Source organism: Microcoleus sp. A2-C3 (assembly GCF_036706065.1).
In the GTDB taxonomy this organism is placed as follows: Bacteria; Cyanobacteriota; Cyanobacteriia; order Cyanobacteriales; family Microcoleaceae; genus Microcoleus.
In genome coordinates, this window is sequence record NZ_JAUBVX010000058.1 from 1 (window position 1) to 13,248 (window position 13,248).

Consider the following 13,248-nt stretch of genomic DNA (forward strand, 5'->3'; position numbering starts at 1 on the left):
TTTTTTATTGTCACAATCAATCATTGCATATAATTATATCATAATAAGTGTAGATAATGATTTAGGATTGCTATAGTCGCATGGTTTACAGTACCGTCTGTGCTTTTCTTCATCTTAGTGATGATTTACCGCTATATTATAAGATTCTGTTTTAGATGTAAAAAGTTCGCACTAGACACTAATAGACAAGTAATCTCTACAGCTACCCCAAGGAATAAAGGGAAGGATAAAGTTATCCGTCACTGTACTAATTGCGGCTATCACGATGAAAAAATAGTTGTGACTTATTACGTAGATCCGAGTAGTGATGGCGGTGGTGGCGGCGGTGGCGGTGGTGGCGGTGGTGGCGGTGGTGGCGGTGGTGGCGGTGGCGGTGGCGGTGGCGGTGGCGGTGGTTAATATCAACGCGATTGACGCATCATAGCCAAAGAAACCGGGTTTTTACTTAATCTGTGGGCTGTAGCGCGTCTTCTCGGAAAAAACCCGGTTTCTGAGCACCCGTTGATATATTGATATCACCCAAATTGAGGAGACTGCACGTGCCGTTTCCCTACAAATAATCGGGCGATGGTTACATTTTTAATCGAGGAAGATTGATTATTTTATGGTAGGGAAACGGCATTGCCATGTCCGAATTTGCTTGATTTTTAGATAAACCGATCGCACTCCCTACAAAATCATATTCCAAATATGACTTTTATGAACTCAATTAATGAATTTTATGAATTGACGTTTAAAGAAATTAGTTGAATACTGATCGTAGATAACAACTCTTCTGTACATCTTAGATTAAAGCAGGTAGAAAAACATGATTAAATTAGTAAGTTTGTTTCGCAAACTTTTACCCTTAACACTATCTGTAGCAACAACGATCGCAGCAGCCGGCGCGATCGCCCCACCAGCATCCGCCCAAACCAATCCGCCACCACCCCAAGCCCAAGAAGTCCAAGTAGCCCCGGCTGAAGGAATCAGCATCCCGATGTGGATCTATCCCATCGGAGGACTTATAGTATTTTTTATCTTCGTACCTAAGATTGGCTGGATTTTGGGGCTAATTGCGATCGGCGAACGAGAAGTGGGAATTGTCACCAAGAAATTCTCCAGCAAAAACTTGCCATCCAGTAGATTAATTGCCCTCGATGGCGAAGGAGGTTTGCAAGCAGACACCCTTCCTCCCGGCTGGCATTTTGGTTATTTCCCCTGGCAATATAGCATTAAAAAAGAACCAGTCGTTGTCGTTCCTCAAGATGAAATCGGTTTAATTATTGCCAATGACGGAGCAACAATTCCTTCCGATCGCATTTTAGGAACAATCGTCGATTGCGACAACTTCCAAAATGCCCGCAAATTCCTCACCAACGGCGGAGAAAAAGGAAGGCAGCTAGCCATCATCACAACGGGTACTTATCGAATCAATACAGCTATATTTGAGGTCATAACTTCAGCAAATGCCGCTCAAAAGGGTATGGAATCGTGGGAATTTGAAGTATACAAACTCGCTCCAGAGCGTGTGGGAATTGTGACCATACTAGATGGCATTCCCATTGATGAAGGTGAAATTGCTGGTCCCATAATTCCCGGCCACAACAATTTCCAAAAAGCGCAATCTTTCATCAAAGGTGGCGGGCGCAGGGGCTTGCAAGAACAGATAATTCTATCGGGTTCGTGGAACCTCAATCCCTGGTTTGTGCAAGTTGAACAGGTAGAGATGACCGAAGTGCCGATCGGTTATGTAGGCGTAGTAATTTCCTTTGTGGGGGAATCGCAAAAAGATGTAAGTGGGGAAGCTTTTACCCACGGAAATCTTGTCAGCAAGGGCAATAAAGGCGTGTGGGTCGAGCCACTTTATCCAGGCAAACATCCCGTCAATACAAAAGTGATGAAAGTCGAACTTGTTCCCACTACCGATGTAGTTTTAAACTTCACATCACGGTTCAGCGGAGAACACGGCTATGACTCCAAATTAAGTGCGATGAAATTGCTTTCTTTTGACGGATTTACCTTTGAGTTAGAAATTTTCCAAATCATTCATGTCGGTACTTTAGATGCACCGAGAGTGATTTCGCGGCAAGGTTCAATGCAGAATCTAATTGACCAAGTGCTGCGTCCAATTGTGGGCAATTACTTCCGCAATTCGGCTCAAGAATATACGATACTCGATTTTTTGATCGCCCGGAGCGATCGCCAAGCAGAGGCCGCAGAACACGTTCGTCAGGCATTGCGCGCCTATGATGTGCAAGCGGTGGACACTCTAATCGGTTTGATTTCGCCACCAGGGGAGTTAATGCAAACGTTGACCGATCGCAAAATTGCTCAGGAACAGGAAAAAACCTACGAAGCACAGCGCAATTCGGAGTCGCAACGTCAAGAATTGGTGCGTGCAACTGCGATCGCCGACATTCAAAATGAGGTGGTGGGGGCAGAACAAGGCGTGAAAATTGCTCAATTGACTGCTAGCGCTGCGATCGAACACGCCAACGGTCAAGCAGAAGGAATTCGCCTGATGGGACAAGCAAAAGCCGATGCTTATCAAGTTGGTGTCAGTGCTTTGGGCATCGAAAGTTACACGATGTTGCAAGCTATTCAGGCGATCGCAGATGGCAGCGTTCGCGTCGTACCCGATGTCGCCGTCAACGGTAGCGGCGGCGGTGGCGGTTTGCTTGACGGTTTGATGGCAACATTCATGCGGAATGAAACCACCAAAAATGGAGACAAAGCAGAAGAATTACCTGTACTTAATGGACACAAATCGGAGCCTCTTGTTGTGAATTATGTCGCTGAATTTACCAATAGCAAAGATTAATTCTGTATCAGTTATTTGAGTTAAACGCTGCAATTTGTAGAGAGGTATTAATTCCTCTCTTGATTTCTTTAGTCAATGCTAAAACTTGGTGATTTATAAAACTACAGGTGAAAAATGATGAAATTTATAGTTCAACACAAACACATGAATGCACCAAAGTTGATGATAGTTGCTTTAAGTGCGATCGCCCTAGCATTATCGGTCAATGGATTATCTGCAAAAGCCGCAGAAACGCAACCAGGAAACAGTGGAAAAACATTTGCTGACTGGTGTCGCGAAAAAGCTTCTCTGAGTCCTGAAGCTAAACATACTGTTGAAGTGTTGTTGCGGAAATCTAAGACTACTGAGTGCGATGCAGCCGATCGGAAACTTTCGAGTCTCACGGAACTCTACCTCGACAATAATGAAATCAGTGATATCAAACCATTGCAATCTTTGACTCAACTGACTAACCTACACCTCAGCAGAAATGAAATAAGCGATATCAAACCGCTACAATCATTGACTCAACTATCTTTGCTTGCACTCGATAACAATCTTCTCAGCGACATCAAACCGCTAGCATCCTTGACTCAATTGATTTTTCTCGGACTCAGCGACAATAAAATCAGCGACATCAAACCATTGCAATCTTTGACTGAACTGGATTATCTCAGTCTTGAAAACAATCAAATCAGCAACATCAAACCCTTACAATCTTTGACTAACCTGAATTATCTATCCCTGGGTGGAAACCTAATTACTCCCAAAATTTGCCCGATGACCAAGCCAGAGTCTATCTGTAGTTGGTAACTCATAAATTAAATGCTCAAACCTTACTACTCTGAAAATGACAGGCACAAGATTATGACATTTATAGTTGCACAGAAACACATGAATTTACCAAAGTCGATCGCAATTACTTGTTTTACGATCCTAGCATTATCTGGAAATGGACTGTCTGCGATCGCAGCAGAAACGCAACCTGCAAACAAAACATTTGGTGATTGGTGTCGCGCTCAAGCTTCTTTGACTCCCGAAGCTAGACATACTGTTGAAGTGTTGTTGAACGAAGCTGATACTACTGATTGCGATGCGGCTAATCAGGAACTCTCAAATCTTACATCACTAAGCCTCAACCATAATCAAATTAGCGACATCAAACCATTGGAATCTTTGACCAAACTGACTTGGCTCGAACTCAGCAGCAATCAAATTAGTGACATTAAACCCTTACAATTTTTGACCAAACTGACTTGGCTCGAACTCAGCAGCAATCAAATTAGTGACATTAAACCCTTACAATTTTTGACCAACCTATCTATGCTCGAACTCGGATATAATCAAATCATCGACATCAAGCCCTTGCAATTTTTGACTCAACTGACTAATCTCGAACTCAGCGGCAATCAAATCAGTGATATTCAACCCTTGCAATCTTTGACTCAACTGACTAATCTCGAACTCAGCAACAATCAAATCAGTGACATTCAACCTTTGCAATCTTTGACCAACCTGGATGATTTTTACCTCAGCGGTAATCAAATTAGTAACATTCAACCCTTACAATCTTTGACTCAACTGACTAATCTCTACCTGAAAAACAATCAAATCAGCGATATCAAACCATTGCAATCTTTGACTAATCTGACTGCTGTCGATCTCGAAAATAATAAAATCAGTGATATCAAGCCCTTGCAATCTTTGACTCGACTGATGAATCTCGTTCTCGAAAACAATCAAATCAGTGATATCAAACCATTGCAATCTTTGAATAGACTTGAGTGGCTCAATCTCAACAATAATCAAATTAGCGATATAAAACCATTGGAGTTTTTGACGAAGCTGACTAATCTTTACCTAAAGAACAATAAAATCAGCGATATCAAACCATTGCAATCTTTAACTAACCTGACTCGGATAAAGCTTCACGGAAATGCGGTTGCCGCTATAGAATTATCTAGAAATAGAACCTCTTCATCGGTCACTCAGAAACAATCAGAATACACTGGACAAACATTTGGTGATTGGTGTCGCGAAAAAGCAAATTTGAGCGCTGAAGCTAAACATACTGTTGAAGTTTTGTTGAAAAAAGCTGAAACTACTGAGTGCGATGCAGCTAATCAGAAACTTTCGAGTCTCACAGAACTCGACCTCAACAGTAATGAAATCACTGACATCAAACCCTTGCAATCCTTAACGAACCTGACTAAACTTTTGGTTCACAAAAATCAAATCAGCGATATCAAACCCTTGCAATCTTTAACCAAGCTGACTAATCTCGGTCTCAGCGATAATCAAATCAGTGATATCAAACCCTTGCAATCTTTAACCAAGCTGACTAATCTCGGCCTCTACAACAATAGGATCGGCGATATCCAACCCTTGCAATCTTTGACTAACCTCACTCAACTCGGTCTTGAAAACAATCAAATCAGCGACATCCAATCATTGCAATCCTTAACTAACCTCACTCAACTCGGTCTCATGAACAATGAAATTACTGACATTAAACCATTGCAATCCTTGACAAACCTAACTACTCTAAACCTCGATCTCAATGAAATTACTGACATCAAACCATTGCAATCCTTGACTAACCTGACTGCGATCGGACTCAGCAACAATAAAATCAGCGATATCAAACCATTGCAATCCTTGACTCAACTTGACTGGCTCGATCTCAGCGATAATCAAATCAGTGATATCAAACCATTGCAATCCTTGACTAAAGTGACTACTCTCATCCTCCGAAATAATCAAATCAGCGACATCACACACTTACAATCATTGACTCAACTTGAGTGGCTCGAACTTAATGACAATAAAATCAGCGATATCAAACCCTTACAATCCTTGACTAACCTGATGTTATTTCACCTCGGTGGAAATCCGATTTCTCCCAAAATTTGCCCGATCAAGCCAGAGTCTACCTGCGATTGGGCACACTGGAATTTGCTCTAACTTGAAAGTTCATATAAATTGACCAAAGTCGATCGCAAGGGTGCATCTCACTTTGGCAAATACATCAAATTGAAAGTTTACCGTTGAGATAAGCACAGCGAAGAGAAAGGATAGAGGGAACGCTCTCAATCTTCCATTGCGCTCCTGATATTTTCACCCTAAACCCAATTCGTTTAATAATTGATTCAACTGTTCCCGAACCTATCGAACTTATGCATTCTTCTTTATAGTATTGGTAGTTGACTATTCGGCAGCGATGGGTCTCTAAATAGTTGCAAAATGTTTTAAATTCTTTTTTTGTCATCTCTTTAAATAGATTGATAACTTCATCTATTTTACCTTGTAACAACATATTTTCTGCTAATTTTAAACGTTTTAGTGAACCTCCTACTTTGTAAACATTTTCTTTCAGATGATACCAATCTAAGATTTATTGTCTTTGTTCAGTATCTCCAATTTCTTGAAATATTTGCCAAATTTCCGCATTACCATCTCCTAGGCAATACATAGAATGTAGCAATTTTTGGCTGTTAGTTCAATCAATTAAATCTTGATTATTTTGAAAAAATGCTCCCGAATAAACGTTATCGAAACAAACGGCTTTATAGTCTTTCCAGCAACACCCTTCGCCTTTTGTTTCGTTGCAGACGCTGACTTTGCCGCCATCCAATGTAATTTCTTGGACTCCTTGTTTAGATGTAGGTAATTCAAATTCTTGTCGTTTGACTAATCTTTGTAATGTACTATGAGAGACTTTGACCCCTGTGAAAATCTCTAAATCTTTTTCTGCCATTTGATAAGATTCGTTGGCACTGATTAAAAGACAGCATTTTTCCATCATTGGACTGAATTGACTCTAAGCTTTCAATCCAAAATATTTCGCCTGATTGTCTGTAATTTCGAGCGCACCGACTATTGATTTTATTTTTCTGGGTTTTCCTATTTGAATTCCTGATACTGCTGAAAAAAAAAGCTACCTAGTTCTGATCCCACTTCTTCTAGCATTTTCTGACGGAGAGATTTTTCTATGCTGTCAAAACTTTATAACTCGGTTGGATCTGTATTTCTGTAAAGAATTTATGCTGCCGCTTTAAAGTAGGCTTTTAGCTGTTCTTGGTCTGAGGGTGTCATTTTCTTGGCATCATATTTTTTGGCGATTTTATGAGCTTTTCCATTTTAATCCTTTTGTGACATATTCGCCAAAGTGAGATGCACCCCTAAAAATCTCTGGTATATCTTAGCCGCTACCTGTAAAGGTAACCTGCTTTTCAATGATGATAGTTTTGAGGTTCAGCACTAAAGAAGTACACCGATGATTGTTTTGATAATGACTAATCTGTTAAAGTTAGCAATCTGCAAGTTGGATTTTCTGAATTGTACTTTTAGAGATAGTCATCATAAAAGTTACAACAATACAATTGCCAAACAACGATTAATAATAGAATCCCTGATTGTTCCTGAATTAAGGCTTGAGTACACAATCATCTCAGCTTGAAGGATATCGAGACTAATGAATTTGCAGTGTCACAGTCAGAATTACTAGCAATTAAATTATATCTTTCAGCACTATTTCTTGGTCACTTTCTTTTATGGTTGATTTTCCTACTCGTCAATTTACGCACGGTACTTTGTTATATATAGTTGCATAACCAGAGTTAAAATGTACCAAAAATGATTAACTTTACACAAAATGTACATACAATAAGAGTTTTATATTTTTTTTGTAAAAGGTATATTGATATCATCTCCGCTTGTATCGAAAAATTAACCGCATATATAAGCAGATTTACGCATTTAATTGCAAATCAGTACGATCTTCTAGCCCGTGGCACAGACAGGATGGTGCGACGGGCTGCCTTTGTCTAGTTTGGTCTCTTTCAAGCGATCGCTTTGTGTAGTAAAGTCTCCCCAAAAGGTCAAATACCCAAGCTTATAAGTAACTATACAAAAAAGACATAAGACCGAGAAACCGGGTTTCTTTAAAAAACCCGGTTTCTGAACTTATCAGATCCGGTAGCTGTATGCCTCACAGCATTTGATATGAGTAGGTTCAGCGCACTCTAACCGTACAAAGACTGCACCCATTCCCATTCTTGCTTTAACCCTTCTTTCAAAGAAACCTGTGCCTGATATCCCAAGATTTTCTGAGCTTTTGATACGTCAGCGCTAGTATCCCGTGCATCTCCTTTGCTCGATTCTAGGTAATTGATGCGAATTGGGCGATCGACAATGCTTTCCATAGTCTGAATAACTTCTGCTAAAGCAACTCGACTTCCGCCCCCAATATTGAATATTTCACCGACAGCTTCCGGCACTTTAGCAGCAGCTAAATTAGCAGCAATGCAATCGCTGACAAATGTGAAATCTCGCGTTTGTTGTCCGTCTCCGTAAATTGAAATCGCTTCGCCGCGCAAAATTGATTTGAAAAATATGTGAAATGCCATATCGGGACGCTGGCGAGGCCCGTAAACAGTGAAATAGCGCAGCATAGTTGCGGGAACGCCGAAATTGTGATAGTAAAGCGAACACAAACGTTCAGCGGCTAATTTGGTAATGCCGTAGGGAGAAACTGGTTGAGGGCAGGCAGTTTCGGAAGTAGGAAAAGTTTCAGCATTGCCGTACACGGACGAAGATGAAGCCAACACAAACTTTTTCAGTTGCGGTGCATCTTTTGCGGCTTCTAAGAGTACCTGAGTTGCATTGATATTGCGTTCTGTATAGCTGCGAAAACCATTTCCCCAGCTAGAGCGGACTCCTGCTTGGGCTGATTGGTGGTAAATGACTTCCACATTGGCTAAGAGAGATTTCCAATCTAAAGATAAGATATTGCTTTCTACCAGTTTAAAATTCGGATATTTTTCAAAATTAGCGAGATTTTTTCTCTTCAATTCGGGATTGTAGTAATCGTTGACTTCATCAACGCCGATCACTTGTTCACCTTGCTTTAAAAGAGTTTCTACTAAGTGAGAGCCGATGAAACCTGCCGCGCCTGTAACGATATTAGTCATTGGTTATGCTCCTTTGTAATAGCTAATGAAAGACTGGTTGCCAAAGTTACTCCAAAAACAAGCTTTATAATTTTCCGGTATTTTTTTATTAATTGCTTGATTCTTCGGAACCGCTGACGACATGAAATATCATACCACAAGTTTATTATCTCTGTAAATTGCCGATTTTGACTCTAGCTTTAGTGTGTTATAATTCTATCGACATAATTTTACATTCTAGCTGGTTGATTGTTTATTGTTCATTAGATTTAGTGTCTCCGAAAATTTCTAATTTTCGATAGTATCCTTCTAGTGTTTTAAATCCCAAATTCTCATCATTTCAGCTTCTAAACGGTGACGGCTTGCTGTTCCATAGGCTAACCGCAAGTCAGGATTTGCCAGCAAAATTCCCGGCGTTGCTGAGTTAGAGTATGAATAGGAGGAATAATTTATGCAACGCAAGCGAATGTAAATCAACCCATATCCGTAAAAATGGCGAGAAAAAAGGAAAACAGAACCACATTTGTGTCCAATGCGGTCGTCAATTCATCAATGAGTATGAGCCCCAGCGAGGTCAAGCGCGAAACCATCAAACGTGATTGCCTAAAAATGTACGTTAATGGCATGGGTTTACGGGCGATAGAACGAGTTAAGGGAGTTCATCATACCACGGTAATAAATTGGGTAAAACAAGTCGGTAAACTGTTACCAGATGTTTATGACCCGGAAGTCATTCCAGAAGTTGGTGAGCTCGATGAATTACAAACTTATGTTTAAAAAAACAGACAAGATCTCGCTGTGGAAAGCGGTTGACCACTTTAGTCCAGGAATTTTAGGATGGGTATTAGGGGATCATAGCGCTAAGACATTTGAACCATTATGGGACAAAGTAAGTGCATGAAAATGCTATTTTTATGTAACTGATGGATGGTCTGTATATCCCATGTTTATTCCTGATGAAGATCAGATTATTAGCAAGACTTACATGACACGAGTAGAAGGAGAAAATACAAGACTAAGACATTATTTAGCTAGGCTAGATCGTAAAATTTTTTGTTATTATAAATGTGACAAAATGCTCAAGCATTCTATTAACTTATTAATCCATTACTTGAAATTTGACGATATTCCCATGACCGGGGCATTCATACCTTGATTCAGCAACGCCGCATTTTAATTGTTAGTTTAGCATACCAAGTAAGGAAGAACCTAAAATACAGTGTTTAACTATTAATCCTGCTGCTTTCGGTGCGGATAGAGAACAAGTTCGCCTCGCACTTACTAAGGATAAAAGAGAAGCGCGTCCGGTTGGGAAACCTTTGCATTTGTAGCCTGTATTTGCTGAGTGTGAATGTATGGGAGGTGCAGTTGCTGAAGAGTTATTTGAGTACGGTCTTTGCTTACCTTCTGGCTCGAATTTAACTGAAGAAGATTTAGAAAGAGTCACAAGCGCGATATTGGGTTTGTAGTCAGGACTTTAGTCCTTATTAGATTTATAGCAAGGACTTGATCTTTTGTTTGCTACTTAATATTTGCACCAAAAATTAAGGCAAATAATTATATAGTCACTTTGGAGTTAATGTCAACAGTATTTTTGCGGAAGTATTGAAGTGTAAATAAAATTAGGTAGCTTGGATGTAGGAGCGATCGCACTCTGTTGCATATATCTGACAATGCTAAGTTAATTAAAGATTTGATGCAGGTGGCGGATAAGTCTTTACATTGTCGATCGATATTTTGTTATTGTATTAGCAAGTTTGATTCGATCGACTGAATCGTTGTACCACAGTCTTACACTCTAAACAGAACGGCAGTTTCCCCCATGAGAATTTTAGTCACAGGCGGTGCGGGTTTCCTCGGTTCCCACCTAATCGATCGCTTAATGGCCCAAGGACACGAGGTAGTCTGCCTGGATAACTTTTACACCGGGACTAAACGCAATATCCTCAAATGGCTGGATAACCCCTACTTTGAGCTGATCCGCCACGACATCACGGAACCGATTCGGTTAGAGGTAGATCAGATTTACCATCTGGCTTGTCCCGCTTCCCCTATACACTATCAGTACAATCCAGTCAAGACAATTAAAACAAACGTCATCGGCACGATGAATATGTTGGGATTGGCCAAACGGGTAAAAGCAAGATTCTTTCTGGCCTCCACATCCGAAGTGTACGGAGATCCTGACGTACATCCACAAACAGAAGATTATCGCGGCAATGTTAATTGTATCGGAATTCGCAGTTGTTACGACGAAGGAAAGCGAGTAGCTGAAACCCTATCTTTTGACTACCACCGCCAAAATGGGGTAGATATTCGAGTTGTGCGAATCTTCAATACCTACGGCCCCCGGATGTTGGAAAATGACGGCAGAGTAGTGAGCAATTTTATTGCTCAAGCTTTACGAAATCAGCCGCTGACTGTTTATGGCGACGGTTCCCAAACGCGGAGTTTTTGCTACGTTTCCGATTTGGTGGAAGGATTTATTCGACTGATGAATAGCGACCAAATCGGGCCGATGAATTTGGGGAATCCAGGCGAATACACTATCTTGGAGTTGGCACAAAAAATTCAAAACATGATTAATCCAGGGGTGAAAATTATCTTCAAACCGCTGCCGGAAGACGATCCCAAACAGCGACAACCGGATATTACTCTTGCTAAAAATTGGTTGGGTTGGGAGCCAACTGTGCCACTGGATCAAGGTTTAGAGTTGACTATAAAGGATTTTCGCGATCGTATTGAGGGAAATCTTAATTAGAGATGGGAGAGTGGGGGAGGGGGAGAGGGGAAGAGGGGGAGAGGGGGAGAGGGGAGTATTTTTACTTCTTCATTCTTCATTCTTCCCTCTTCCCTGTTCCCTTTTGGTTCCTCAATCTGCCCTCTGACTAATAAGAACTGTCAACTATCAACTATCAACTGAGAACTGACAACTGTCAACTATCAACTATCAATTGTCAACTGTCAACTGTCAACTGTTTACTAACTTTGAGGACATTTATATGCGTGTTTGCGTCATCGGTACAGGATACGTCGGCTTAGTCACAGGCACTTGTTTAGCACACATCGGACATCACGTTATTTGTGTAGACAACAACGAAGAAAAAGTTAAATTAATGAAGTCGGGACAGTCGCCTATTTTTGAACCCGGACTGTCTGAATTAATGTCTTCTGCTTCTCAATCGGGCAATCTAGAATTTACTTCGGATTTAGCAGCAGGAGTGGCTCACGGAGACATTTTATTCATTGCCGTGGGAACCCCTCCTTTGCCTACGGGGGAAAGCGATACTCGCTACGTAGAAGCGGTTGCGCGCGGCATTGGAGCTCACCTAGACGGCGATTACAAAGTGCTTGTCAACAAATCCACGGTGCCCATCGGTTCGGGGGATTGGGTGCGGAGGATTGTATTAGACGGTTTGGCTGAACGTCAAAAACCTCAAAGCGGTGATGGGGCTACTGGTGAGGAAGTAGCAGCAAAAACTGGCGTGCAATTTGATGTGGTTAGCAATCCAGAGTTTTTGCGGGAGGGCTGCGCTGTTCATGATACGTTTAATCCCGATCGCATTGTTCTCGGCAGCAACTCTCAGCGGGCGATGGATATGATGCTAGAGTTATACAGGCCGATTGTCGATCGCAAGTTTGCAGAAAATGAGTCTTTGCCCGCGGTGCCCGTGGTGATGACTGATATCAGTTCGGCAGAAATGATTAAGTACGCTGCTAATGCTTTTTTGGCGACTAAGATTAGCTTTATTAATGAAGTTGCTAATATTTGCGATCGCGTCGGTGCAGATGTTACCCAAGTAGCCAGAGGTATCGGTTTAGATTCGCGGATTGGCGGCAAATTTCTGCAAGCCGGCATCGGTTGGGGTGGTTCTTGTTTCCCGAAAGATGTTTCAGCATTAGTTCACACTGCTGAGGATTACGGTTATGAGGCGCATTTGCTCAGGGCGGCGGTGGAAGTTAACGAACGCCAGCGATTGATTGCAATTGAGAAATTGCAGCAAGTTTTGAAGATTCTTAAAGGTAAAACAGTCGGACTTTTGGGTTTGACTTTTAAGCCGGATACTGACGATTTGCGGGATGCTCCTTCGCTGAATTTAATCGACAATTTGAACCGATTGGGAGCGAAAGTTAAAGCTTACGATCCGATTGTTTCTCAAACTGGGATGCGTCACGGTTTGTCGGGAGTTTTGGTAGAAACCGATCCGGAAAGGTTGGCTGATGGTTGCGATGCTTTGGTGTTGGTGACTGATTGGGAACAGTTTCGCAATTTAGATTACGAGAAAATGGCGAAGTTGATGGATCATGCGGTGATGATTGATGGCCGCAATTTCTTAGATAAGAAGGTTTTAGAAGCGGCTGGTTTCCAATATGTGGGGATTGGAAGATAATAAGCTATTGCGCATTTAAATTGCATATTCGGAGCGGCGTCGAAGCCCACTCCACAAGAGTTTAATTATTTCTTGAGATACAATTTAAATGCCGCAATAGCTTAAAGAGTTCTAAGCATAATCT

The 13,248-nt window shown here is 41.3% G+C and carries 6 protein-coding genes and 2 pseudogenes; 6 read left to right on the forward strand and 2 right to left on the reverse strand.

Annotated features, from left to right (window positions below; genetic code table 11):
- The first annotated feature begins 808 nt into the window (after window positions 1-808).
- The 3 genes from QUB66_RS24545 (at window position 809) to QUB66_RS24555 (ending at window position 5,746) form a co-directional block, all read left to right on the forward strand.
- On the forward strand, window positions 809-2,803 hold the full coding sequence (locus QUB66_RS24545; RefSeq protein WP_332970056.1) for an SPFH domain-containing protein: 1,995 nt from the start codon (window positions 809-811) through the stop codon (window positions 2,801-2,803).
- 114 nt (window positions 2,804-2,917) lie between these two features.
- The gene (locus tag QUB66_RS24550) at window positions 2,918-3,595 is read left to right on the forward strand and encodes a leucine-rich repeat domain-containing protein (protein ID WP_332970055.1); all 678 of its coding nucleotides are present in this window, start codon (window positions 2,918-2,920) and stop codon (window positions 3,593-3,595) included.
- 54 nt (window positions 3,596-3,649) lie between these two features.
- A complete protein-coding gene (locus tag QUB66_RS24555) occupies window positions 3,650-5,746 on the forward strand; it encodes a leucine-rich repeat protein (protein WP_265239355.1) in 2,097 nt (698 codons plus the stop codon).
- A 64-nt stretch (window positions 5,747-5,810) separates the two neighbouring features.
- On the opposite strand, the pseudogene QUB66_RS24560 reads toward QUB66_RS24555, so the two are convergent.
- Window positions 5,811-6,823, reverse strand: a pseudogene (locus QUB66_RS24560) (ISKra4 family transposase).
- A 983-nt stretch (window positions 6,824-7,806) separates the two neighbouring features.
- Entirely contained in the window at window positions 7,807-8,754 is a 948-nt protein-coding gene (locus QUB66_RS24565) for an NAD-dependent epimerase/dehydratase family protein (RefSeq protein WP_265239356.1), read from the reverse strand.
- Between the two features lie 410 nt (window positions 8,755-9,164).
- Here QUB66_RS24565 and QUB66_RS24570 point away from each other — a divergent pair.
- The 3 genes and pseudogenes from QUB66_RS24570 (at window position 9,165) to QUB66_RS24580 (ending at window position 13,124) form a co-directional block, all read left to right on the forward strand.
- Window positions 9,165-9,889 (forward strand): annotated as a pseudogene (locus tag QUB66_RS24570) (IS1 family transposase).
- Between the two features lie 666 nt (window positions 9,890-10,555).
- Window positions 10,556-11,494 (forward strand): UDP-glucuronic acid decarboxylase family protein, encoded by a 939-nt coding sequence (locus QUB66_RS24575; protein ID WP_265239357.1) that lies wholly within the window; start codon window positions 10,556-10,558, stop codon window positions 11,492-11,494.
- A 241-nt stretch (window positions 11,495-11,735) separates the two neighbouring features.
- Complete coding sequence (locus QUB66_RS24580; RefSeq protein WP_265239065.1) at window positions 11,736-13,124, forward strand: UDP-glucose dehydrogenase family protein; 1,389 nt, start codon at window positions 11,736-11,738, stop codon at window positions 13,122-13,124.
- Window positions 13,125-13,248 lie beyond the last annotated feature (124 nt).